Annotated in this window: 17 protein-coding genes; 12 read left to right on the forward strand and 5 right to left on the reverse strand. The window is 32.7% G+C overall.

The features are described 5' to 3' along the window. Window positions 1-209: 209 nt before the first annotated feature. On the reverse strand, window positions 210-2,111 hold the full coding sequence (gene dnaK, locus Z054_RS0124595; protein WP_024772675.1) for a molecular chaperone DnaK: 1,902 nt from the start codon (window positions 2,109-2,111) through the stop codon (window positions 210-212). 225 nt (window positions 2,112-2,336) lie between these two features. Between dnaK and Z054_RS0124600 the strand changes: the two genes are divergently transcribed. Further along, on the forward strand, window positions 2,337-3,761 hold the full coding sequence (locus tag Z054_RS0124600; protein ID WP_024772676.1) for an L-serine ammonia-lyase: 1,425 nt from the start codon (window positions 2,337-2,339) through the stop codon (window positions 3,759-3,761). Window positions 3,762-3,832: 71 nt separating this feature from the next. On the opposite strand, the gene Z054_RS0124605 is transcribed toward Z054_RS0124600, so the two are convergent. Then, window positions 3,833-4,321: a nuclear transport factor 2 family protein gene (locus Z054_RS0124605; RefSeq protein ID WP_241461450.1), complete on the reverse strand. Its 489-nt coding sequence runs from the start codon at window positions 4,319-4,321 to the stop codon at window positions 3,833-3,835. Window positions 4,322-4,472: 151 nt separating this feature from the next. On the opposite strand from Z054_RS0124605, the gene panB reads away from it, so the two are divergent. Then, window positions 4,473-5,291 carry a 3-methyl-2-oxobutanoate hydroxymethyltransferase gene (gene panB, locus Z054_RS0124610; protein WP_024772678.1) on the forward strand — a complete coding sequence of 273 codons (819 nt, stop codon included), beginning with the start codon at window positions 4,473-4,475 and terminating at the stop codon, window positions 5,289-5,291. Window positions 5,292-5,334: 43 nt separating this feature from the next. Then, window positions 5,335-6,036 carry an RluA family pseudouridine synthase gene (locus tag Z054_RS0124615; protein WP_024772679.1) on the forward strand — a complete coding sequence of 234 codons (702 nt, stop codon included), beginning with the start codon at window positions 5,335-5,337 and terminating at the stop codon, window positions 6,034-6,036. A 23-nt stretch (window positions 6,037-6,059) separates the two neighbouring features. Here Z054_RS0124615 and Z054_RS0124620 read toward each other — a convergent pair whose 3' ends face one another. The 3 genes from Z054_RS0124620 to Z054_RS0124630 form a co-directional block, all read right to left on the reverse strand. Then, window positions 6,060-6,869: a DMT family transporter gene (locus Z054_RS0124620; RefSeq protein WP_051473906.1), complete on the reverse strand. Its 810-nt coding sequence runs from the start codon at window positions 6,867-6,869 to the stop codon at window positions 6,060-6,062. A gap of 54 nt (window positions 6,870-6,923) precedes the next feature. Then, complete coding sequence (locus tag Z054_RS0124625) at window positions 6,924-9,422, reverse strand: T9SS type B sorting domain-containing protein (protein ID WP_024772681.1); 2,499 nt, start codon at window positions 9,420-9,422, stop codon at window positions 6,924-6,926. Window positions 9,423-9,609: 187 nt separating this feature from the next. Further along, on the reverse strand, window positions 9,610-11,154 hold the full coding sequence (locus Z054_RS0124630; RefSeq protein ID WP_024772682.1) for a hypothetical protein: 1,545 nt from the start codon (window positions 11,152-11,154) through the stop codon (window positions 9,610-9,612). A 208-nt stretch (window positions 11,155-11,362) separates the two neighbouring features. Between Z054_RS0124630 and Z054_RS0124635 the strand changes: the two genes are divergently transcribed. The 9 genes from Z054_RS0124635 to Z054_RS0124685 all read left to right on the forward strand — a co-directional run bounded on the left by Z054_RS0124635 (window position 11,363) and on the right by Z054_RS0124685 (window position 26,795). Further along, on the forward strand, window positions 11,363-12,532 hold the full coding sequence (locus tag Z054_RS0124635) for a 2-isopropylmalate synthase (protein ID WP_024772683.1): 1,170 nt from the start codon (window positions 11,363-11,365) through the stop codon (window positions 12,530-12,532). A 56-nt stretch (window positions 12,533-12,588) separates the two neighbouring features. After that, window positions 12,589-13,971 (forward strand): 3-isopropylmalate dehydratase large subunit, encoded by a 1,383-nt coding sequence (leuC, locus tag Z054_RS0124640; RefSeq protein ID WP_024772684.1) that lies wholly within the window; start codon window positions 12,589-12,591, stop codon window positions 13,969-13,971. Window positions 13,972-13,973: 2 nt separating this feature from the next. Beyond that, a complete protein-coding gene (gene leuD, locus Z054_RS0124645; protein WP_024772685.1) occupies window positions 13,974-14,561 on the forward strand; it encodes a 3-isopropylmalate dehydratase small subunit in 588 nt (195 codons plus the stop codon). A 102-nt stretch (window positions 14,562-14,663) separates the two neighbouring features. After that, on the forward strand, window positions 14,664-15,779 hold the full coding sequence (leuB, locus tag Z054_RS0124650; RefSeq protein ID WP_024772686.1) for a 3-isopropylmalate dehydrogenase: 1,116 nt from the start codon (window positions 14,664-14,666) through the stop codon (window positions 15,777-15,779). A gap of 263 nt (window positions 15,780-16,042) precedes the next feature. Next, entirely contained in the window at window positions 16,043-20,296 is a 4,254-nt protein-coding gene (locus Z054_RS30575) for a DUF6443 domain-containing protein (RefSeq protein WP_084050580.1), read from the forward strand. Further along, the gene (locus Z054_RS0124665; protein ID WP_024772688.1) at window positions 20,290-20,898 is read left to right on the forward strand and encodes a hypothetical protein; all 609 of its coding nucleotides are present in this window, start codon (window positions 20,290-20,292) and stop codon (window positions 20,896-20,898) included. The genes Z054_RS30575 and Z054_RS0124665 overlap by 7 nt, the downstream gene beginning before the upstream one ends. A 43-nt stretch (window positions 20,899-20,941) precedes the next feature. Beyond that, complete coding sequence (locus Z054_RS0124670) at window positions 20,942-24,586, forward strand: protein kinase family protein (protein WP_024772689.1); 3,645 nt, start codon at window positions 20,942-20,944, stop codon at window positions 24,584-24,586. Between the two features lie 343 nt (window positions 24,587-24,929). Continuing rightward, window positions 24,930-25,772: an N-acetylmuramoyl-L-alanine amidase-like domain-containing protein gene (locus Z054_RS0124680; RefSeq protein WP_024772690.1), complete on the forward strand. Its 843-nt coding sequence runs from the start codon at window positions 24,930-24,932 to the stop codon at window positions 25,770-25,772. 303 nt (window positions 25,773-26,075) lie between these two features. After that, window positions 26,076-26,795, forward strand: a complete 720-nt coding sequence (locus Z054_RS0124685; protein WP_024772691.1) for a hypothetical protein — start codon at window positions 26,076-26,078, stop codon at window positions 26,793-26,795. The last annotated feature ends 183 nt before the right edge of the window (window positions 26,796-26,978 follow it).

Consider the following 26,978-nt stretch of genomic DNA (forward strand, 5'->3'; position numbering starts at 1 on the left):
ACATAATTAAGATTATAAAAATCAGCTCTAATTATTAGGCATTTATGACCTACATTATGGCACTAATCACAAACTATCTATCACTAATGATTCTTAAGAATATTATTTTAATGATAAAGATATATGGTTGTACTTGTTCATATATAGAAAAACAAAAAATGCGCAGCTTTTGGCTGCGCATTTTAATTTATATATAAACTCGTATATACTTATTTTACTTCCTCAAAATCAACATCCTCTACATCACTTCCTTCAGAATCGTCATTAGAAGATTGGTCTGCTCCTGCATCAGGGCCAGGTTGTCCATCTGCCTGAGCTTTGTACATTTCTTCACTAGCTACTTTCCATGCTTCATTGATTTTATCAAGAGCCGGTTGGATTAAAGCTAAATCTTTAGACTCATACGCTTTCTTCAATTCTTCTAAAGCTTCTTCAACTGGCTTTTTCTTATCATCAGATAATTTATCACCAAATTCTTTAAGTTGCTTTTCTGTCTGGAAGATCATTCCATCTGCTTCATTAAGCTTGTCTGCAGTTTCTTTTGCTGTTTTATCAGCTTCAGCATTTGCTTCTGCTTCTTGCTTCATTTTCTCAATTTCTTCATCTGTTAATCCTGAAGAAGCTTCGATACGAATATCCTGAGATTTGTTTGTAGCTTTATCTGTAGCAGAAACTTTGATAATACCATTAGCATCGATATCAAAAGTAACTTCGATCTGAGGTGTTCCTCTTTGTGCTGGTGGAATTCCATCTAAGTGAAAACGACCAATTGTCTTATTATCTGCTGCCATTGGGCGCTCTCCTTGTAACACATGGATCTCTACCGATGGCTGATTATCTGCAGCTGTAGAAAACACTTGTGATTTCTTAGTGGGGATCGTAGTGTTAGCATCAATAAGCTTAGTCATTACATTACCCATTGTTTCGATACCAAGAGAAAGTGGAGTTACGTCTAATAAAAGTACATCTTTAACATCTCCAGTCAATACTCCTCCTTGAATTGCTGCTCCAACGGCAACAACCTCATCTGGATTTACACCCTTACTTGGTGCTTTTCCAAAGAATTTTTCTACTGCTTCCTGCACTGCAGGGATACGAGTAGATCCACCAACTAATATAATCTCATCAATATCACTTGTAGATAATCCTGCTGCCTTAAGTGCAGTACGACAAGGCTCTACAGTTCTTTTTACTAAGTCATCGATCAATTGATCAAATTTAGACTTAGTTAATGATCTTACCAAGTGCTTAGGCCCACTTGCTGTAGCCGTAACATATGGTAAATTAATTTCTGTTTGCGAAGAAGATGACAATTCAATTTTAGCCTTTTCTGCAGCTTCTTTAAGACGTTGCAATGCCATAGGATCTTGTCTAAGGTCCATATTTTCATCAGCCTTAAACTCTTCTGCTAACCAATCAATTATTTTTTGATCTACATCATCTCCTCCTAAATGTGTATCTCCATCTGTAGATAACACTTCAAAAACACCATCTCCCAATTCGAGGATAGATACATCATGTGTACCTCCACCAAAATCAAATACAACGATTTTCTGATCTGTACCTTTTTTATCAAGTCCATATGCCAGAGCTGCTGCTGTAGGCTCATTAATAATTCGCTCTACTTTAAGGCCTGCAATCTCACCAGCTTCTTTAGTAGCTTGACGTTGTGCATCATTAAAGTAGGCAGGTACAGTAATTACTGCACTAGTTACATCCTGACCAAGATAATCCTCTGCTGTTTTCTTCATTTTCTGAAGTGTCATTGCAGATAATTCTTGTGGTGTATATAAACGACCATCGATATCTACTCGAGGTGTATCATTATCTCCTTTTACAACTTTATAAGCTGCTCTTTCAGCTTCTTTTGAAGATTCTGAGAATTTATTTCCCATAAACCTCTTAATAGAAGAGATAGTCTTAGTTGGATTTGTAACCGCTTGACGTTTTGCAGGGTCTCCTACTTTAATTTCTCCTCCTTCTACAAAAGCTATTACAGAAGGGGTAGTTCTTTTACCTTCGGCATTAGGGATTACTACAGGCTCATTACCTTCCATTACAGAAACACAAGAGTTGGTTGTCCCTAAGTCTATTCCTATTATTTTACTCATTTTTATCTTAAATTGTTATACTATTATTCTTAATAACTTATTGCTGTTAGGTCAATGATTATGCCATTACGATCTATCTGACAGGATGTCATTATTGTTTTAGTCTTCTTAATGAATTGATCACAAAGGCAAAAGAAAACAATATTAACTATTCTTTAAAAAATGAGTTTCTTTGTTGCCAAAAAACTATATTTACCCCCGAAATTTTATCAATAATTTTGTATTATGGAATGCATCAGTGTTTTTGATATGCTGAAAATAGGCGTAGGTCCTTCAAGCTCACATACATTAGGTCCCTGGCGTGCTGGAAGACGATGGATCGCAGAACTAAAAGAAAAAGAACTCTTTGAATCTGTTTCAACTATTACAATTGATCTTTTTGGGTCATTATCATTAACAGGAAAAGGTCATGCAACAGATATTGCTGTAATTCTTGGTTTATGTGGTTATGATCCACAAACTATCGATGTTTCTACAATTGCTACTATTATTGAAAACATAAACACTTCTAAGCAACTCCCTTTTAATAGTGAGCTTCAAGTATCTTTTGATCCGGAAACACAAATTATTTTTAATAGAGAGTTCAAAGAGTTTCATCCTAATGGTATGACTTTTCATGCCAAACTGAAAGATGGAAAAAAAGTTTCATCTTCTTTCTATTCTATTGGTGGAGGTTTTGTAGTAAAAGAAGAACGAAAAAGAAAAGAAAAAAAGCTTACTGCTTTCAAACAATTCCCTATGCCTATTCATAAGGCAACTGATCTCTTAGAGTATTGTACATCAAAAAACAAAAAAGTATCCGAAATTGTTCTCGACAATGAGCGCTCATTACAAAGCGATACTGAAATCGATGAAAGGATTGCACAAGTCTGGAAGGTAATGCTAGAATCTATGTATACTGGTTGTCATACAGAAGGCACATTACCTGGAGGATTAAATGTAAGACGAAGAGCATATGATACTCATAAAAAATTGATGGGTACTACTGCTTATACTACTCCAACAGAATGGATTGAAGCTATTCGAAATACTGAAGTAAAATTTCGTCAAATATTAAAATGGGTATCTTGTTTTGCTTTGGCAGTCAATGAAGTAAATGCATCTCTTGGTCGTGTTGTCACCGCTCCTACTAATGGTAGTGCTGGTGTTATACCCGCTGTAATGATGTATTATATGGTTATCGAAAATCATGATGCAAATTTTGATGATGTAAAACAATTTATGCTGGTTGCCGGAGAAATTGGCAGTCTATTCAAAAAAGGAGCTACTATTTCTGCAGCTATGGGAGGATGCCAGGCAGAAATTGGAGTTTCGTCCGCAATGGCGGCTGGCGCTTTAACCGAGCTTATGGGAGGTACTCCAGAACAAGTATTAATGGCAAGTGAAATTGCAATGGAGCATCATCTTGGATTAACATGTGACCCTATCGCTGGATTGGTGCAGATCCCTTGTATTGAACGAAATGCAATGGGAGCCATAAAAGCTATTAATGCTTGCGAAATGGCTTTGGATACAGATGCCGCAAATGCTAAAGTCCCTTTGGATAAAGTAATTGAAACCATGTGGGAAACCGCTCAGGATATGAATACAAAATATAAAGAAACCAGTGAAGGTGGTTTGGCAGTAAAAGTAAATCTTAGTGATTGTTAATCTATAAATCACCAGTAATAAAACACAAAGGTCAAAACTTATATTGTTACTGGTATTTAATTAATATATTTTTACTTACACCCCTCTCTAAATCTGGTATCTGCAATAGCAATAATTTTCCAGGTTTTACCGTCATTAAATAGTTGAAATACATTTACACCACAGTGACTAAAATTATCATTGACATAAAACTCATAAGGAGTCCAGGCATTTGCAATTGCAGAATCTGCATCAATTTTAAATGCTAGTAAACGTTCGTCCCATTTTTGTTCTGCTGGCCTATTTTGTATAGCTGTTAAAATTTTTTCTATATCAGTTTTTACTGTTTTTATCTCCCCTTCTTTGGTTCTCACTATAGTTTGTACTGCTATATTTTTATCTATAGTAGTTTTCATCTTAGCAGTATCACCAGCGTGAAACCCTTCAAAAAAGTCCAAAACAGTTTGTTTCACTTCTTTTTTATAGCGGTTTTGATCATCTTTAGATATATTTTTCTGAGAAAAAATACTACATGAGAAGAATAAAATAACCCATATCGATACTTTATACATAATGTTCATTATTTTTGGATAGGTATAAAAATAAGGCTTTAATCACTTCTGTGCCACATAATTTTCACTTCAATATATTAAAGAAAAATCAAAAACAGATTACACTTGTTACCATATAGGTAATTGATTACTTTTACAATCCTAAAAAAAACAATTCAAAATGTCTACAGCAAAAAAAGATTATAAGCGCGTTACAGTTAAATCTCTTATTGAGATGAAGGCTAACAAAGAAAAGATATCTATGCTAACCGCTTATGATTATACTATGGCCAAAATTGTTGATGGTGCCGGAGTCGATGTTATTCTTGTAGGAGATTCTGCTTCTAATGTAATGGCAGGCCATGAAACTACACTACCTATTACATTAGATCAAATGATTTATCATGCGTCTTCTGTAATTCGAGCAATTGATCGCGCGTTGATTGTTGTAGATTTACCTTTTGGAAGTTACCAGAGTGATCCTAAAGAAGCTTTACGTTCTGCAATACGGATTATGAAAGAATCAGGAGGACATGCCGTAAAACTTGAAGGAGGAAAAGAAGTTAAGGAATCTATTAAAAGAATTCTTAATGCTGGTATCCCGGTTATGGGACACCTTGGTCTTACCCCGCAATCTATATATAAATTCGGAACCTATACTGTACGGGCAAAAGAAGAAGAAGAAGCACAAAAATTAAAACAAGATGCTCTTATGCTTGAGAAAGCAGGATGTTTTGCCGTCGTTCTTGAAAAAGTACCTGCCAAATTGGCTAAAGAAGTAGCCGAAAGCCTTACTATTCCTATCATTGGTATTGGAGCAGGAAATGGTGTAGATGGACAAGTGTTGGTGACTCACGATATGTTAGGAATGACACATGAATTTAACCCTCGGTTTTTAAGACGTTATTTAGATTTATATACAGAAATGACTAATGCTTTTAAGCAATATGTTACTGATGTGAAGGCTGTTGATTTCCCTAATGAAGATGAGCAATATTAATTAGTTAATAGTCGAATATACTCAATTACCTTATTTACAAAAGTTGGTCAAAAAAATCATTTCAAATAAAAACAACCTTCAGGTACTGCATGAAGATAACCATATTATTGTTATCAATAAGCGTCCGGGGGATATTGTACAAGGTGATAAGACTGGCGATAAACCTCTTAGCGAAGTTGTCAAAGAATATATTGCAGAAAAATATAATAAACCAGGAGCAGTATACCTAGGTGTTGTACACCGTTTAGATAGGCCTACTAGTGGAATCGTAGTGTTTGCAAGAACAAGTAAAGCTCTTCCTAGACTTAACGCATTATTTGCAAACAAAGAAGCTCAAAAAACATATTGGGCCGTAGTAAAGGGTTGTCCGCCTAAAAAACATGACAACTTAACACATTGGCTAAAGCGTAATCCAAAACAGAATAAATCCTATGCATATACAAACGAAGTACCTGATAGTAAAAAAGCAGTTTTAGAATACCAGTTAATCAAAAAGCTAGATAATTACTGTTTATTAGAAATTGACCTTCATACGGGGCGCCATCATCAAATACGATCTCAGCTCTCTAGTATTGGTTGTATAATCAAAGGGGATTTAAAATATGGAGCAAATCGTAGTAATAAAGATGGAAGCATTCATTTACATGCCCGGAAATTAACCTTTGTTCACCCTGTTAAAAAAGAACCTATATCTGTCACTGCTCCCCCGCCTTCTGATCCTATTTGGAATGATTGCTTGATTTAAGCTTCCGATTATTACCTTTTTGACTACTTGTAAGTTCGTATACTTTCAATCACTACTGATGTTAAAATCAGGACACCTCCTATAATCGTTGAAAACACAGGGATTTCTCCTAAAAAAATAATCCCTATAATTATCCCATATACCGGTTGCACACTACTAATAATACTAGCCGTTGTAATCGAAAATCGCTTAAAGCTTGCAAGGAATAATGTATGCCCGATAGCAGTAGTTAATAAAGCCAGAGTTAGTGTAGGTAACCATTGATCTTTTATACCAGAACTATCCATAATAAATAAGAAAGGTAGAAGAAAAATACTAATAACGACTAATTGATACCACATCAATACCGAACCGTTATAGTTACCAACTTTGGTTTTCATAATAAGGTTTCGCAGTGAATAACATAAAGCAGATATTATTCCTAAAATTACTGCTTTTGTATATGAATTACTAAAATCTAGATCAGGAACCAGGAAATAAATACCTAGTAATACTAACAATGCTAAAAGCAAATGTCCTTTCTGAAATTTTGTTTTTAACAATATTGGTTCTAACAGAGCTGTAATCACTGGATAAGTAAATATAGAGAGCATTCCTATAGCAACATTAGATAACTTTAAAGCATAGAAATAAGTCACCCAATGTAGTCCCATTAATATGCCGCTTAAAATAATTGTCGGTCGATCTTTACTTCCTGTTTTAAAAGAAATTCCTTTCCACCTGCAAAAAATAAATAACAATATCCCTGCTAGAATAGATCTAAAGCAAATAATCACAGGTACGGGCATATCGATATACCTTCCTAATGCTCCCGAGGTGCTAATTAGCAACATAGCAAAATTTAACTCGAGTATGTTTTTTAAGTGTTGGTTGCTTTTTGACAAGATTTATCGAATTAATGAGAAATTAGAATTAAATACTTTAGGTACACCATTTTCAACATAACGTACTTTAAACCAATAATCACTTGCTGGTAATTGTTTTCCGCTGTATGTTCCATCCCAATTACCATTTACACCAAGATCTTTTAAGAGTTTACCAAATCTATTAAAAATTAAAACTTGAGATATTATCACATTTGTACTTCCTGTGATCCCCCAAGAGTCATGAAATCCATCTCCATTAGGTGTAAAATATCTTGGATAGTCTACTACAATTTCTACTTTAGATTCTAGTTCATCACACATACGTAAATCTCTAACAAATACGCTATGTTCTCCTCTTGAAACCCCTGTAAAAATATTAGATGCTTGCCAATCTCTATTATCTATTCTAAATTCATATGTTCCATTTCCGACCACTGTAACTTCGATAGTAGCATTATCAGAAAATGCTCCTGATAACAGTTCTGCCGTAACACTTTCTGGAGGGTAAGAAGTTACTACTGATGTACTTTTTAATATTTCGCACCCTGTAACTATACTTGTAGCTAGTACGCTATACTGCCCAGGAGTGTCTGGTAAAAAAGAAGCATCTATTTCTCCTGGTATTTCATTTCCTGCCACTGGTGCAGTTCCTGTATACCATTGAAACGTATAATCTGAAGGATTTAATCCTGTTTCAATACGATCTTCGGGCACTAGATTAAGTACTCCTCCATCACTTTGTAAACATAATGTATATTCATCTTCAAATGTAATGGGCTCAAAGGGATTAACGATCAAGGTGATATGCTCTCCTAATCCCAGACAAGAATTTGCTCCTTTGTTTTCTACTCTTACATATAGATTAATCCTAAAAGGAGATGAATTATTTCTATAATTGGAGATATCGATTATCTCATTTTGTTCGGATAATGCATCTGCTTGATTTTCATAATAGCTAATGGTTAAATTTTGACCACCAGGGTATAACTGGGTTATTTGAGGAGTAGCGTCACTAAAATTAAATGTTGCAATCCCGTCTGTAGGATCAACATCATCTGCCTCACAAGCAGTATATGTAAGATTAAAACTAGCAGGAATCTGGGTTGTTGAAACTTCGAGATCAACTCGTGATGTTCTAAAACAATCCGCTATAGATTCTACTCTTGCATACACTACACTGGTCTGTATGGTTGGATTAGGGTATGCTGTAAAATTTGTGATTTGATCTGCTTGATTTCCTGCTATAGCGAGCTGTTCTGTTAAATAATATGAAAAAGTCTCATTTGCGGCATTGGTCGATATCAAAGAATTCGCTTCAGATAAATTAAATAATGAAAAACCATCAATATCATCATCACATTGCAGGAGTCGTACCGAATTCAAAATATTTGGAGGAGGGACAAATTCGACATTAATAGAATCAGACGATGAACATCCGCTAGCGATATTTACTTCTACACTATACACTCCATTTTGAGTAACTTCTAATTGAGCTCCTCCTGCTATAAGCGTTGTTCCGTCCCCTGCTGCCAAAGGGGCTCCATTTTTCTTCCAGGCATAGGTAGGGTTATTTCCTACTGTAGCATTTAAGGTAATTGGTACTCCAAGACATCCTGGATTACCAGATGCCAATGTTCTGTCTTCTCCAAGATCTCCACCAATATTAAAACTTCCTGCAGCTAGAAACACCGCAGAATCAAACTGCCCATCTCGATTTTCTGCAATAACAAGTTTAATTGTATATCTTTCTCCAACAACCACACTTCCGGCGGCTGTTAACACTTTTGTATATCCATTAAAATCTATAGGAGCAGCGGCTCCTGGTCGAATTGTTCTATTATAGAAATTCGGGTTTCTTGGAGGGCATTCTGAAACCTGATTAATCACATCAGCAAAATCTCCATCATTATTTAAATCCACTCCTTCATTAACGGTAGTTACTTTAATAGGAGTATTTGTTCCTGGTACCACCGCTAAGTTTCTCGAATTCCCAGATGAATCTGTAAGGATAAAAGCAAAGACATCAGAAAATGTACAAGGAAAGGCTTCGGTATATTCTTCTGAAGCAAATAAGAAATCGAAGCTAATAAAATCTATAGTTGGCACAAAATCAAATTGAATAAAACTAGCATTATGTAAATTAACTGTACTAGTTACTGATCCTAAGTCACTATCACCACCCCACCCCGAAGCATCACCTTCGGACAATGCAATTGGGCCATTTGGGCCAACTGCACTCCTAGCATTTCCGGTACTTAAAATTACTCCTCTATCAATCTCAAAACCAGAATTATTGGATTCAAAATAGCCTATACCATTAAATCCAAAATTGTTTCCTGTGAAAGAAGATATATTTTCTACCGTTGCGCAGGGGCTATCTATCAAAACATCTTCTACTAACTGCTCTATAGTAAAAGAGCTATCATCCACTGTTATCTGAGCATTAGTAGATAATGTGGTAAAAAAACAAATATAAAAAACTCCTTTTGCAGTTAAGTTTTTCGGTATCCATAAATTCATTACGACTTACTATTAAATGGAATATAATCCACATGCAATATTCCCTACCATCACAGAGAAAGTTGTGCATTGGATACTACAAACTAAAATACTCGTATTTTAATCAAATAAAATATTCCAAATTTATTTTTCAAAGGACGAAAGATATAAAATACTAATTAACTTTCAGCTCTTTATAAAATTTAAGTTATCTTATTAGCCCTTTCGCTTTCTCCTTTATTATATCTGCCACAGGCCTCCCTTCAATATTACTTTCGAGCCACGAAAGAATATCCAAATACAAAAAAGCTCTTTTCTCATAGGGGTGATCTTCATACTGTTTTAACCTTTTATGAAGTTTCCTAAACTCATCTTTAATTTGGTGAGGGTAAATATCTCCAAGGTTTTTAAGAAATTTGATCATTTCTTTTTGTACTTCATGCAGGTCATCCATTTTAATTAAGAATCTATATGTTTCTTTTAGTTGGCTTTCTAAATGATAATCCATGCCTGCTTCATAATGAGCTACCAAACTTAGTACTCTGGAGAAGCACATCAAATCTTCTCTCATCTTCAAAGATTTATTATTAATGATTTTGGTTAGGTATTCAATACATTTTCGATGATTCGCCATTCCAAAATATAAACAACCAATCTTATAATAAAGTACCATTATATGATGGTCATCTAAACGGTTTTTAAACTCAGAAATTCCACTAAGAATCTCTTCTACCAAATATTCTCCTTCATCAAAACTACCCTCCAAAAAATGAACATTCAATTTATTGTTATAAATAAACTGAAAAGACAAAACTTCTATATTATCATCTTTAGGAAAAGTCGAATTAGTAATGCTATTTTCAAATTGCTGCAAGGTGGTTTTTAATTGCGTTTTATCTTTAATTAGATACAAAGATTCCAACAAATAATGATTTCCTCTAAGGAAAAAAACAGGGTTTTGAATAATCATCTTTGGATGTTCATAAAACAAATCCAGCCATTTCTTCGAATATTTATAACACGATAAAAAATCCTGAACAATAAAACTATACCACAGATGAGCTTTATACAACCAAAGTTTTTCTCTAAAACCCAACATATTCCATTCATACTTTGGCAGTTTCCCGTTAAAGTAATTTGTGATTTCCTGATGCTCTTTATCGTTTCTTACGTAACCACTTTTGAGCATTAAGCCATATAACTGAAGAGATAAATTAGATAGTCTACTGGTTAATACATTTTTCATACTCAGTATCTTGGCTTCCACAGTTAGTTCATCTGCCCTACTATTGATACTTCTGGTTATGTATTGTGTTTCTATAACTTTTTCAAATTCTACTATCTCATACGCAATATTGTGTTCCTCATTTTCTTTTGCCAGTATCTTTGCCTTCTCTAATATTTTTAAGCTTTGTTTGTATAGTCCTTTATGATATAAAATAGATGCAAAATCAAATTGTTCCCGTATTTGTGATCGTATATTTTGATGTAATGGACTTAGTCTTAAGCTAATTAATATTTGTTTATATAAATGAGCTTTAAGGTTAGAAAATTGTTGTTTTGTTACAATACCTCTAGAAACAATAAGATCTTCATCCAGCGTATCGTGTTTATCTAAATGATTAAAAAGAGCAAGGAATTTAGAATCAGTATTTATTCCTAAACGCCCTACATATACCTTAAACTGTCTCTTTTCTGATTTAGAAAGTGATTTCACTAAAACAAACAATGGATCTTTTTGGTCATTAGTCATTGTATGAAAATATAATATAGTTAACTGATTTAAAAGTAGTTATGTTCATATTAAAAGATTTTAGCATTGTAAAACCTGTAATCAAATACTTCTCTTTTGAATTCCCAAAATATAAATTCGTAAGAGATTAAAGAAACATCTTTTAAGAATATTTTAAAATAATAGTGTTTTTATAGATAACACTAAAAGTTAAATTCACTGTATTTCTATGAGTAATAATAAAGTCCAAATATTCGATACCACATTAAGAGACGGAGAACAGGTCCCTGGGTGTAAGTTAAATACACAACAGAAATTAGTTATTGCAGAGCGACTCGACCTTTTAGGTGTAGACATTATAGAAGCAGGATTCCCTGTTTCAAGTCCGGGAGATTTTACTTCGGTAAGTGAAATAGCAAAAATCGTTAAAAACGCAACTGTATGTGGATTAACCAGAGCTGTAGAAAAGGATATTAAAGTTGCTGCTGAAGCTTTAAGTTATGCTAAAAGACCTAGAATTCATACAGGCATAGGTACTTCTGAGTCTCATATTAAATATAAATTTAATTCTACTCAGGATAAGGTAATAGAAAAAGGAGTTGCTGCTGTTAAATATGCAAAATCCTTTGTAGAAGATGTTGAGTTTTTTGCAGAAGATGCTGGGAGAACTGATAATGAATTTTTAGCTCGTGTATGTGAAGCTATGATTAAAGCCGGAGCTACTGTACTCAACATTCCTGATACTACTGGGTATTGTTTACCAGAAGAATATGGAGCTAAAATTAAATATCTTAAAGAGAATGTAAAAGGCATAGATAATGTTATTATTTCTTGTCATTGTCATAACGATTTAGGCCTTGCTACCGCAAATTCTATTTCAGGAGCAATCAATGGTGCTCGACAAATTGAATGTACTATTAATGGTATTGGTGAACGTGCAGGTAATACATCTCTAGAAGAAGTAGTTATGATTATGAAACAACATCCATACTTAAATCTAAATACGGATATTGATTCTAAATTATTGTATGGAACAAGCCAAATGGTATCGGATCATATGGGTATGATGGTACAACCAAATAAAGCAATTGTTGGTGCCAATGCCTTTGCTCATAGTTCGGGAATACACCAGGATGGAGTAATTAAGAACCGGGAAACTTATGAAATTATTGACCCCGAAGAAGTTGGAGTTACAGAATCTGCGATTGTACTTACTGCCAGAAGTGGAAGAGCTGCACTGGCTTACAGAGCAAAAAAAGTTGGTTATGAATTATCAAAACTTCAATTAGATGATGTTTATTCAGAATTTTTGAAATTTGCAGATCTTAAGAAAGAAGTTATCGATGAAGATATTCATCAAATTATGAAAAATACTAATGTAGCTACTGTAGTAGCATAAAATAATACTAAAAACCTACAAAAGCTTTAGTGTTTTTGTAGGTATTTTATATACATATGAAGAAAACTTTATTTGACAAAGTATGGGATGCACATGTAGTCAAAGAGATACAAGACGGCCCACAAATATTATATATTGATAAACATCTAATCCATGAAGTTACTAGCCCACAAGCATTTGGAGAATTAGAGCAACGTGGGATTCCTGTTTTCAGACCTGATCAGATTGTAGCTACTGCAGATCATAACACTCCTACAGAAGATCAACATCTTCCTGTTAAAGATGAATTATCCAGAAATCAACTCGAGCAGCTTACCAAAAACTGTAAGAAAAATGAAATTACACTATATGGCCTTGGTCACAAGTACAATGGTATTGTTCATGTAATGGCACCAGAGTTAGGTATTACACAACCAGGTATGACTATGGTTTGTGGTGATAGCCATACTTCTACACACGGTGCATTTGGAACCATTGCTTTTGGTATAGGTACCAGTCAGGTGGCGCAAGTATTTGCTAGTCAGTGTTTACTGCTTCAAAAACCTAAAAGCCTTAGAGTAAATGTAAATGGGCAGTTAAAACCAGGAGTATTACCTAAAGATGTAATTTTATATGTGATCGCAAAACTTGGTACCAATGCCGGTACTGGATATTTTTGTGAATATGCTGGTAATGTATTTGAAGATATGTCAATGGAAGGCAGAATGACCGTCTGCAATATGAGTATCGAAATGGGTGCTCGTGGAGGAATGATTGCTCCAGATGAAACTACTTTTGAATATATAAAAGGAAAAGAATTTGCTCCTGCAGGAGTCGAATTTGACAAAAAAGTAGCCTACTGGAAAACATTACCTACAGATAAAGATGCTGTATTTGACAAAGAGTATCATTTTGATGCAACAGATATAGAACCTATGATTACTTATGGTACCAATCCCGGAATGGGAATCAAAATCTCAGAAAATATACCTGTACAAGATAATGCTTCATTCGAAAAGTCATTAGAGTATATGAATTTTGAGAAAGGACAATCTTTAGTAGATCAAGAAGTTAATTATGTTTTTATAGGAAGCTGTACCAATAGTAGAATCGAAGATTTTAGAATTGCAGCAAACTATATTAAAGGTAAGAAAAAGGCCAACAATGTAACTGCCTGGTTTGTTCCCGGATCACAACTTGTAGCACAGCAAATCGTTGAAGAAGGGTTAAAAGATGTTTTCGAAAACGCTGGATTTCAATTACGACAACCTGGGTGTTCTGCATGTCTGGCAATGAACGACGATAAAATTCCGGAAGGAGAATATTGCGTATCTACTTCTAATAGAAATTTTGAAGGACGACAAGGACAAGGTGCAAGAACAATTTTAGCAAGCCCTCTGGTTGCTGCAGCTACAGCTATAGAAGGAAGAATTATTGATATTACTAAACAATTAAATTGATTATGGATAAGTTTACCAAACTAACATCCTCTGCTATACCATTATCTATAGAAAATGTAGATACAGATCAAATCATACCAGCGCGGTTTTTAAAAGCTACTAGCCGTGATGGATTTGGAGAAAATTTATTTAGAGATTGGCGCTTTCATAAAGATGGAAAGATAAATCAGGATTTTGTACTGAATGATGCTACTTATAAAGGTAAAATATTAGTAGCAGGAGATAACTTTGGGTGTGGTTCTAGTAGAGAACATGCTGCATGGGCAATCAACGACTTTGGTTTTAAAGTAGTTATATCTAGTTTTTTTGCAGATATTTTTAAAGGAAACGCTCTTAATAATGGGGTATTACCCGTTCAAGTAACTCCCGAATACTTACAAGACTTATTTAATGAAATCGAAAAAGATGCCAATACACAAATTGAAGTAGATCTTGAGGCTCAGAAAATTACTATTCTCGCTACTGGTTCTTCTTCAACTTTTGAGATTAACCCATACAAAAAAACCTGCCTTATTAATGGTTATGATGATATTGATTTTTTAATCAGTAACAAGGCAGAAATAGAAGAATTTGAAAACGAAAAAATATAAACATATATAAGTTGTCAGGCAGAGCTGGTCGAAGCCTTATAAACTACAATCAAGAACAAAAACACTTCGACAAGTGTTCAGTGTGACAAAAAGAAAAAACTTATGAAATTAGATATCGCAGTATTATCAGGAGACGGTATTGGCCCAGAAGTAACCGCACAGGCTATAAAAGCATTAGAAGCAATTGCACATAACTTTGATCATTCCTTTATTTTTAAAGAAGGATTAGTAGGAGCTATTGCAATTGATAAAACCGGAAACCCATTACCAGATGAGACATTAGAACTCTGTGTACAAACAGATGCTGTTTTATTTGGTGCTATTGGTGCTCCAAAATATGATAACGATCCTAGTGCTCCAGTTCGCCCAGAACAAGGGCTATTAAAATTACGAAAAGAACTTGGGCTTTATGCTAACATTCGTCCTGTAAGGGCCTACTCTACTTTAATCGACAAATCTCCTCTTAAACGTGAGATCATTGAAGGAACAGATATTTCTATCTATCGTGAATTAACTGGTGGGATCTATTTTGGTAAAAAAGAATTAAGTGATGATGGTAACGTTGCTTCTGATCTTTGTGAATATTCTAGAGAAGAAATTGAACGTATTACTCATTTGGCATTTAAAGCTGCTCAAAAGCGAAGAAAAAAACTTACTCTGGTAGATAAAGCTAATGTATTAGAATCATCTCGCCTATGGAGAAAAGTAGTTACTGAAATCGCTGAAGAATACAGTGATGTAGTCTTGGACTTTTTATTTGTTGACAATGCTGCAATGCAAATGATACTAAACCCTAGTCAATTTGATGTAATTCTTACTGAAAACATGTTTGGTGATATTATTTCTGATGAAGCTAGTGTTATTGGTGGATCTATTGGGCTCTTAGCATCTGCTTCTATTGGGAATACCTGTTGCATGTTTGAACCTATTCATGGGTCTTATCCACAGGCTACAGGAAAAGGAATAGCTAACCCAATTGCTGCAATTCTATCTGCCGCTATGTTATTAGAACATTTTAATTTATTGGGAGAAGCCAATGCAATTAGAGATGCTGTAGAAAAAGCATTAGAATTAAATCTTACTACTTCTGATTTAAACCCTAACAATCCGCTTACCACAGAAAAAGTAGGAGATTTTATTTCAGATTACATATTGAATCCTGAAGATTCTAATATCAATTTTGAGAATATACACGTAGGACAATCTACGATTATATAAATTTTAAATAATGATTCTGTTTTAAAAGCAATCAAAGAGGTGTCTTCGGTTGCTTTTTTCGATTTTATAATTAAGTAAATAATACATTATATTCTAATTATCAAACTATTACCAAACAATAATATAACAAACAATGATTTCTTATTATTAAATTTTTATAAAAACATGATTTCATCAAATTTTTATAGTTTTTCTTTTATATCTTAGCACTATCCTACCCTTATTGTATCAAATTTTAATTTATATAATCTTCTCTATATTTTATGAAAAAATCGCTTTTTTCTCTAGCTCTAAGTATGTTTTCTTTACTATCTACTGCCCAATCTTTGGATAAGAATTTCACCATGTCTGTTGTTCCTAAAGAAGCAATGAAAGTAAGTCAACTGGATACTGTCACAGTATCATCTGTGCTTAAAAATATTACCTACTACGATGGATTAGGGAGGCCCATACAATCCAATGCTTTAGGTCAAAACCCTAATGGCAAAGATATTGTGCAACATTATATATATGATCAATTTGGGAGAACAGAAAAAACATATTTACCATTAGCTTCTGATCAAAGTACCGGTAATTTTATAAGTAATCCGATACCTCAAATTGAAACGTATTACAAAAATAAGTACGGAGATGATAATCCTTATTCTCAACAACGCTTTGATAATTCTCCATTAAGTAGAGTACTAGAATCTGCTGCACCAGGTAATGATTGGAAAATATCATCTGGACATACCAATAAAATTGAATATGGAACTAATACAGATCTCGAAATAAGAAAATATGGTACTGATGATTTAGACATTCCTCCCAGTTATACTTTTAATCACCCAGTAAGTAATGAAACGTATACTGTATCCCAATCTATAACACTTACTAATGGAGCCCATCTAACAGGTAAAGTTCATTTAAAAATAGCAAATAACGATCCCCTATTTGGGTATAAAACATATAAAGCCAATGAGCTATTCAAAAGAATAATCAAAAATGAAAATTGGAAATCTACTGATGGTCATTTGAATACCAAAGAAGTGTTTACTGATAAAAATGGAAGAAAAATTTCGGAAGTAAGTTATATAAAAGAAGGAAATACTACCAAAAAACTCGTAACCAGATACATATATGATGAGTTTGGTCGTTTAATCTATATATTTCCCCCTAGCATAAGTGATAAAGAATTTGGAACATTAAATGGAAACAATGGATTTTATTGGCATTATACACGCTTTTTTGAAAATCCAAATAAAGTAGGCCCAGCAGGAGGTTCCTTAGAAGCCTCTATTACCAATACTACTCTTACTATAAATGCACATGCTTATTTTTATAATATGTCTATAAAAATTGGTAGAATTGCTTTTATACAAGGTAACTTACCTGATATGGATTTAGGGAATATATCAACAGACATTGGCAATACAGATTATATTGCATATCTAAAAAATGGCTATTTCTGTATCAGATCAAATACCAATCCACCTCCTATCATTAAAAATATTGATTTCTCTTTTCAAATTCCTTTTGAACGCGAAATCGTTTCTAACTATAAAGAGGTTTTAGATAATCAAGCGTACCAATATAAATATGACAACTATAATAGGCAAATTGCTCAAAAAATGCCAGGGAAAGATTGGCAATATGTAGTATATGATCAATTAGACAGGCCCATTTTTACTCAAGATTATAATTTAAAAAGTCAGAGTCTATGGATGTTCAATAAATATGATGCTATTGGTAGAAATATTTATAGTGGAAAATACACTAGCACCTTATCTCAAAAAGAATTACAATCTCAAGTCGATAATGCGATAGTTAGCTCTGTAAATAAATCTAATATTGAAGAAAGGACGAATTCAGTTATTAATGTTGGAGAAGCATTAATTAATTATACAAATAATGCCTTTCCAAAAACAGGTATAGTAGAAATCACATCGGTAAATTATTATGATGATTACACTTTTACTGATCCAGATAAACCAACCATTCCCTCAACTGTTCTTGGTCAAGAAGTCTCTCTAAGAACTAAAGGGTTACCTACAGCCAGTTGGTCAAAAACTATCAGATCAAACACTTGGACTAAATCATATCCTTTTTATAATTATAAAGCAGAAGAGATAAAAGTTTATGGTAAGAATCATCTTACAGGTACAACTATTGTAGAAACGGAAATTGATTTTACCGGCTTGATTAAAAAAACGATAACAAATCATAAGAGAACATCTAATTCAACTAATATACAAATTACTGATAGGTTTGAATATGATAATAGCGGTCGATTAACAGATCAGTATCATCAGGTAAATTCTCAATCAGAAGAACATATTAGTAAGTATATATATAATGAATTAGGGGAGTTAACAAGTAAAGAAATTGGTGGCAAAACAAATATTGGTTTATCATTACAAAAAATCGAGTATACAAAAAACATAAGAGGCTGGCTTAAAAAACTTAATGACCCCAACCAAAATTTAAGTACTGATTTATTCGCGTTCGAAACTCTTTATAACGATGCAAATCCTACGGTAGACAAGTTATATACAGGTACGATTTCTGGAATAAACTGGAGGTCTAACATTAGTAATATCAAAAAAACATATGATTATCAATATGATAACTTAGGACGATTATCTAAAGCTGCTTTTTCAAGTAGTGCAATAAACGATACTAATCGTTATACGTTATCAGAAGTAAATTATGACCACAACGGAAACATAACATCTTTGAAAAGAAATGGTTGGCAAAAAAATTCATCGTATGTCGATATGGATATTTTAAATTACGAGTATAAAGGTAATCAACTTATTAAAGTAGTAGATTCGGGAAACAAAAATTATGGTTTTAAAGATTCTAATGCTACAAATACTAATGATTATGTGTATGACAATAACGGAAATCTTATCAGAGACAATCATAAAGGAATTAGCATTAACTACAATTATCTTAATTTACCTAGTACGGTAACCTTTGATAGTGGTGAAAAATTAGAAATTGCATATAATTCTACAGGAGCCAAATTATATAAAAGGTTCATTTCTGACAATCAGATAATAACTACAGAGTATTTAGGTGACTTTCAATATCAAGATGCTAACTTACTGTTTTTTGGTCAGGGAGAAGGATTTGTTTTTAAAGAAGGTAACAGCTTTAAATATGCCTACATTTATACCGATCATCTAGGAAATAATAGACTAGCATATACAGACCTTAATAATAATAGTGTTATTGACACTAATGAAGTTATATCTAAAACAGATTATTATCCCTTCGGATTAATACATCCTGGGGAGATACAAACACCAATCGCGAGTGATTATGATTTTAAATTCCAAGGTAAAGAATTACAAAAAGAAGGAGGCTTAGATCATTATGATTTTGGTTCTCGTATGTATGATCCTTCATTAGGTAGATGGTTTGCCGTAGATCCTCAAGGGCAATTTAGCAGTCCATATTTAGCGATGGGAAACAACCCCATAATGATGGTTGATCCAAATGGGGAGTTCTCTTTTCTTGCAGCCCTTGTTGGAGCATTTGTTTATACCGCATTTGATGCAGCACAAGGAAATGTTAATAATTGGGAAGATTTTTTTAAATCCTTTGGAACCGGAGCCGCACAAAGTGTTTTTGCAGGATATGATAGTGTAGAAAATGCTGCTTTTGGTGCAGCATATTCTCAGTTTAACAGTGTAGCTACCGGAGATTCTGAAGGTGATGGAGTTACCCTATCTTTTAACCCCACTTATAGTTGGGGATCCAACTTTGGAGGCTGGGGAGTTAATGCGAGTTTAAATGGACGCATAGGTAATTTTGAAGGTGCTATTGGATATGGAGTTACTAGCTTTGGAAAATTTGATGTAGATAAAGGCCCTAGAACAGTATCTAATGAATCTAGATTATCTTATTCATTAGGATGGAATGATGGTAATACTGGTTTTCGTTTATATACTACTAAGTTTAATGATGATCTGGGAGGACAAAGAGTCGGAGGGTTAGATTTCACCTCTGGTAAGTTTGGTTTTAGATATGAAAATGATGGTTTCCCTTTTCAATATATAGGGTTACGTAAAAATACAGCTTCTCTTGGTAATGGAGGAGATAGCAACCGTACAGCTGCATTAAATTTAAGCTATGGGGATTTTAGTTATGGTTTTAATCTTTTTACTGGGTTTAGAAATAATTATACTAAAGATGAGGAGAAGTTGAATAGACCTCTAACAGAAGGAGTCGCTAGAAACATTAAAAGAAATGATCTAAACCAAGCGAATCTCCATGTCCCTTTGTATGGAGAAACATATCCCCATCGTTATGTTGATGAAGAAGGCCCAAAATATAGATTTGGAGCGCAATACTTTGCCTATAAAGGATATAGAGTTGGATGGAATTCTGAACGAAACCGTCACTTGATTCAAAATTTAAGAGCACATAATATTGCTTTTGCTAAACAACCAGGCTTTATAATGACACATAACAGAAGTGTTGTATATTTTCAATACAACTCATATAATAACCCCTATACACTATGGTAAAAAGATTTAAAATATTTGAATTCGTTTTTCTTATTCCATTTATCTTTTCGTGCTCTTCATACTATGGTAAAAAAGATGACTTAGGTAGATTAAGAATAAATGAAAAGCATTGGACTTTAAAAAACATTTCTAATGAAGAGGTCAAAAGAGTTTTAGATACCGAAGTACTCTATAAAATGAAGTTCTCCTTTAACAATCAAAATAATTCTTTTAGCAACTCAAAAGAAGATATCATCACTCAGGAAAAAGACCAGGTGTATTTACGATTTTTCAAAACTGGACATGTACTTTATAGTATTCCATATTTAAGCAATGTAACTAATGGAAAAATAATAGGATCTAAAGAAGAGTGGTTAAATCTTGATTTCGGAAAACAAGGCTTTTATACTATGGGTTCTAATGAGTTTGAAATTGAGTTTTTTCAAGGACAAAATGTATCGTTGTTTGGGAGTATGGATAGATACTACTATCAGGCATTGATAGAAGGAGACACATTGCACTTAATTAGAAAATCTCCTTTTAAAGAAAATCATTATATACATGACATTTATATAAAACAAGAAATGCCAGAAGAGTTAAAAAATCAAAAAGCCGATTGGTAATCGTATAAACAATATTTTAAGTAAAAGAATAAATTAAAACACAATGAGAATTAAAAATATAATTACAACATTTTTGTTTTTTCTTGTTTCACTAGCATTCAATGCTCAAACGGTATGGTATGATGCCGATGATCCTACTCAGGCTAAAATAGGAGAAGAACCAACTGTACAGCAAAAATCTGCAAGTAGCCAAGAAGATTCTGATCTAACAGTAAATCCTGATCCTATATCTATAATAGATAATTTATCTACCAGTACAATTAATCAAGCTAATGGTAAGGTAAATTATACGGTACCTGTAACAGAAATCACTTCTAATAGATTAAAAGCAGGACTTAATTTGAGTTTTAATGGCGGTAAAGCCATAAAGAATGTTGAGTATTCTAATAAAATAAAGGCAACAGGAGTAGTTGGATTGGGTTGGAGTATTAATACTTCAAAAATTATTGCAGACAATAAACAGACAGGGTATAGAGATGATGATGAGTTTTTTTTATTAGAAGGTGGTTTAAAAAAGCTAATTTGCACTAAAAAAGTATCACCTAATCTTTATGAGTTTAAAGTAGAAAATCTTCCTAATTGGAATGTTACGTATTATAGAAATCATAATTATTGGTTAATTGTCAAGGATAATGGAGATCGCTATTTCTATGGTGATTCTAATATTAATGTTGCGACTAAAGCTAATGAAAATATTATTCATTGGAACAATTGGATTGGAGATTCTAGAGCATCAGGAGGTACGCTTCAAACTTTTGCATGGAATTTATCAAAAATCACGAATCAATGGGATGATCAAATACAGTTTTATTATCAAACAATCGATCAGGCTATCCAAGCAGATAACCTCGGCCCAAAACACACAGAAGCATCCTATTTGATAAAAATAGAATCCAATTCTGGAGACAAGATTGAACTTAATTACCTTAACAAGGTAAATACTACAACTATGCAAGAATATCATGAGCCCAATACAGATATAAGTGAACCTGATGCTTATCAAGAACGCTATGAGAAAAAATATCTTGATAATGTTATTCTAAAAAGAGATGGTGGTGAGACATTAATGAGATATCAGTTAAGCTATGAAAATGTGGGAGTTAATTTATTTACCAAAAGGTACCTAACTCAGATAACAACATATAACAAAAACAATGAATCTTTAAACCCACAAAATTTTATATATAATACAACAGGTGTATTTAAAGGAACCATACATAAAATCAAAAACACAACAGGTTCTGAAGTAACTTATCAATATGAAAATAAGTTACTACATAACAATGCCCCAAAAGTATATCTTTCTGGATTTCAAAATTCTAATGGTTACGAAATAGACCCCTTAGATCCAAGTCCAACCAAAGGAGAATATTTTTCGTTAAATGATGGTAATGCGTTAGTAAAATATGTTCCAGCCATTAGTGGTAATGCCTATTTTTTAATTAGAATATGGGATGGAAAAGACTGGCGAGGAAAAAAATTATCTGTAAACCATGAACATGGGCTAAGTAATCATAGAAAAACTTTTATAGGTAAAGATTATTTTGGGTATTATTTTAAAGAAAAAATTAGAATCTTTTCTTTAGATAAAGATGGATATTCATGGAAACAAAACGACTTTGAAACATCAATCCCTCCAGAAAAAGTTAAATCATTAATAACTAATGATGATTATGTTCTTATAATTTCGACAGAAGGAAAAATTCTTCCGTTAGTACAAAATGGCTCTGAGTGGCAAAAAATGAATTCTTTTAATGGCAGCAATACTAATAGTATTGGTAATATAAATGTAACAGGAAACCATTTAAATTTTACTTGGTATTATATAGATCCAAATACAAATGTTCGGCATTTAATTTCAAGAAATGTATTAAGTTTCCAAATGGATTCTTCATTTCGTTTAGAACCTTATACTCTTTCAGGATCAGCTTCTGGTTCTTATCCCCAAGCCGCAAGAAATATCAGTTTATCCGATATCACATTTACTGAAAATGATTTTTCAAGTAAATTTGTTCTTAATAGAATATATAAAAATCTTAATGGTGGATTTGATTTTTATAATGGAAAACAATGGTTCGAATCTAAAAGCCCTTCTGTAGCTAATGATTATCATAAAATTGGTATAAATAGAATATACACAAGTAAATGGATTGGCCCAGGTAATTATGACACTAGATTTATAATTCTTTTTGATCCCAATTTCAATACCTTTTCGGAAATGACCTTGCCCGAACCATGGAAATATAGTTACCCATGGGAAATAGGAGACTATACTTTAACGCATAAAAAAATATACAAAAGCAATACTACCAATCTACAATTAGAAGAAACATATAATGCTGATCCATTAGATGCAAATGGAAATTTTTATCGATACGGATTTTATAAAACCAAATTGATGGATAAGACTATAGTACAGCGAGATCGCGGTTGGTATCTCTATATCGATAAAAAAGATGGGAGTATAAAGAAAATAATACGGGATGACTATCAAAATCTAATCTTATTTTCAGATGATTATTTTCTTGAGAAGAAAGTTATTAATGCACAAACTTTGTTGTACATACAGAGGTTTCATGAAAATGAAATTAATAAAAATGTATATGATATTGTAGTAAAGTCCATAAACATAAATAATGGCTTTGATGATAATATCATAACTTCATATTCTTATAATAATCCAAACATTCTAGCGAACAATGCTATATATTATGCCGAGGTAACTGAAGAAAGAAAAGGAGCAGGAACCTCAAGCTTAGGAAAAACATTTAATTACTATGACACAGGACTCAACGATATAAGAAAAACAGGTTTATTAACACGTACCGAAGTAAAAGACACAGAAGGAAAAACAATAACATCAAGCGATAATAAACTAATTATAGGTGCAAATCTATATGCTAATAATTCAGATAATAAACCGATTCATATCGGAAATAGGTTATTACTTAATGAAAAAACAAATGAATCACATTTTTACAACAACTCAAAACATACTTGGATAACAAATACAGAAAAACATGAATATAACGACAAAGGTCTTCCCAGTAAAATCATAACTACTGATAGTGATGGTAAAATCCAGGAACAATTCATAGAATATGCATATCAAAACTCTAATGCTTTTAAAACTTCTAATATGACTAGTCCAATTTCAAAGAGAATTTATAAATTTGACAATAAAATTACTGGTGTCTCTTTTGTTGAATGGGCTAATGAATCTGGAAAATTGTATCCAAAAAAAGAGTATAACGGGCCAAATGAAAATAGTTTAAGGTTACAAAGTGAAATTACAAAAATAAGCAATAAAGGAGTTGTAGAAGAGACAACTAATGGTAAAGGTTTATATGCTGTTAATCTTTCAGGCTACAACAATAAACGCTCTGTTGCAACCATTGATAATGTTCGATTTAATGATGTTGTAAATAATTTGGATGTAACTTATAGTCAACTCCAAAATTTAACAACTGATCAACTAAAAATAGAGCTCAAGAAACTCTACAATAGATTACCAAATGCTATGATCAAATTATCATTTTACGATAATAACGGAAATATTATTTCAGAAATCGATGCCAGACAAGAAGAAATAAACTATCACTATGATAGCTTTAATCAATTAGATTATGTGTCAGATCAAAATAATAATGTGTTAAAGAAAAATATCTATAACTATAAAGTAAATTAAATTCACCTAGCTTAATCTCGCGACTTTGGGAAAACGAAAAAAAACAGAATATTGTACAGTTTTACTAAAATCATCTCTTATGTTTTGGGGTATTTTCTAAATCTACTGAAATAGCCTCCCTAAATCTGGAGCGTTTTCTTGTTTCACTGAAATCATCCCTGATTTTCCGGCATGTTTTTCTACTTCACTGGAATCGTCCCGGAAAACCGAGGGCGTTTTCCAATTTGAAAGAATCATTCTAAATAATATCAAAAAACTTTATTCTTAGTGTATTCAATACTCTTCTATTTTTGTATTTTACACAAAGTATTAATCTATAATAACCTCGAATACATAATTTATAATGAAATATAAAAGTTTATTATTATTATTTATAGTTGTAAATTCAATAGCTGCACAAGAAATTATCTGTTCTGCAAAGGATAAAGAAATCTTTACCACAAGGATTACTACTCTAAAAAAAGAATATACTCCAAAAACTGCTTTTGGAGAAACTCTGGTGTTTGTTGGAAAAACTTTTTTAGGAACTCCTTATGCTGCCAAAACCCTGGAAATAGGATCAAAAGAGTCGCTAGTGATCAATTTTCAAGGATTAGATTGTACTACTTTTGTAGAAAATGTACTGGTTTTAAGTCTAATGCTTAAAAATGAGAAAGATGATTTTGACACCTATACCACCTATCTTGAAAAGGTACGTTACAAAAATGGAAAATTGGATGGGTATGCTTCACGATTACACTATTTCTCTGAGTGGATTACCAATAACGAACAAAAAGGTATTTTAAAAAATATTACAGGAGATATTGGCGGAATAGAAATAGAGAAAGATATTAATTTTATGAGTACGCATCGAGAACTTTACCCTTTTCTTAAAGACGATAAAAACTTTAAAGGCATACAACAATCTGAAACTAATATTAGCCAATCATCGGTATGTTTTTTACCAAAAGATCAGATTAAAGAATATGAAGAATCAATGATGTCTGGTGATATTATAGCATTAACGACTTCAATTAAAGGATTAGATATTACACATACAGGAATTGCCATACGTAAAAAAGATGGGAGAATTCATTTATTACATGCCTCTTCAAAAGGCCAGGTAGAGATTTCTACGCTGCCATTGGTTGATTATCTTAAAAAGATAAAAAACAATACAGGGATCATTGTTAATCGCGTACTGTAGTTTTTTAATTAAACCACAATAAAAAATACTTTCATAGATCTAGAAAACTGAGTTGGATGTAAAGCTTTAATTTAAAAAACCGTCAAATTGAGTGGTCTTTCCTAATGAAATGGAGAAAAATTGTATCGAAAATCACTTTGACTGACATAAATTTTGTTATATCAAACTCACGTTTGAAGATTTTAAAAACCTTCATGGTCTATATTAGAGATACTATTGTCAACTATATTTAACTTAACTCTATCTCTTTAATCTTGTATAACTTAACCCTAATTACTAATTTAGTAAAGCTAAAAAAAGAAGATGTTATTTCCCAGAACAAACATAGAGCAACAACTTGGTAAATTACGGGATAAAGAATGTAATGCCTCTACCTGGAAAGAACAAGTACTTAAAATCTTCTTGAAAGAAGAGAAACACGAGAATCAAATTCTTAAAAACCTGGAAACCTCTTCTAGCATAGTTCAGAATATTTTTGATCTTGATCATGTAGAAACACAAAGAATCTATCATCTGGATCAAATCAAAAAAACCTGTATTACCTATCGGTTACGTTTTTTGGATTCTAAATATTTTAAAGGAAAGTTACCGCTATCTGCAGTTTCTGCTATTAAAAATCTTGAGAAAAAGCATCAAACGGAGCTTAAAGGATTTAAAATCATTGCACCTTCTAAATTATTTAAATTAGAAAATGCTGATGACCCCCTACTCTTTGCCCCTATGGGTAATGACTATTTTTATTTAGTTCATAAATGGGGAAATGATTTGCATCCATTGCGTAAATTGGTGATGTGGTTTTTTAAAAGTTTTGAAAATTTACTTATACTCACCTTTTTAGTAAGTCTTTTACTCACTTTTATGGTTCCAGAAGGCATGTTCACAAAACATAATACTACATCAACATTTATCATGATTTTATTCTTTATGTTTAAATCAGTAGCAGCGGTGGTATTATTTTATGGGTTTGCACTTGGAAAAAACTTTAATACTGCTATATGGGATAGTAAATATTTTAATGCTTAAATCACCAACACTATGTTTCCTCAAAACGTATAGTAATACAAAAACAACAGAAATTTATAATCAAGTTGCTATAAATGATTCTAAGTTCATTAGAAACCCTCTAGGTTTGTGAAAAAATATAATAGATATATGTGTACTGGTACACATATATTATTGTTGTGATGCAATAGTCCAGTTCGAGGA

The sequence above is a fragment of the Aquimarina macrocephali JAMB N27 genome (genome assembly GCF_000520995.1).
In the GTDB taxonomy this organism is placed as follows: Bacteria; Bacteroidota; Bacteroidia; order Flavobacteriales; family Flavobacteriaceae; genus Aquimarina; species Aquimarina macrocephali.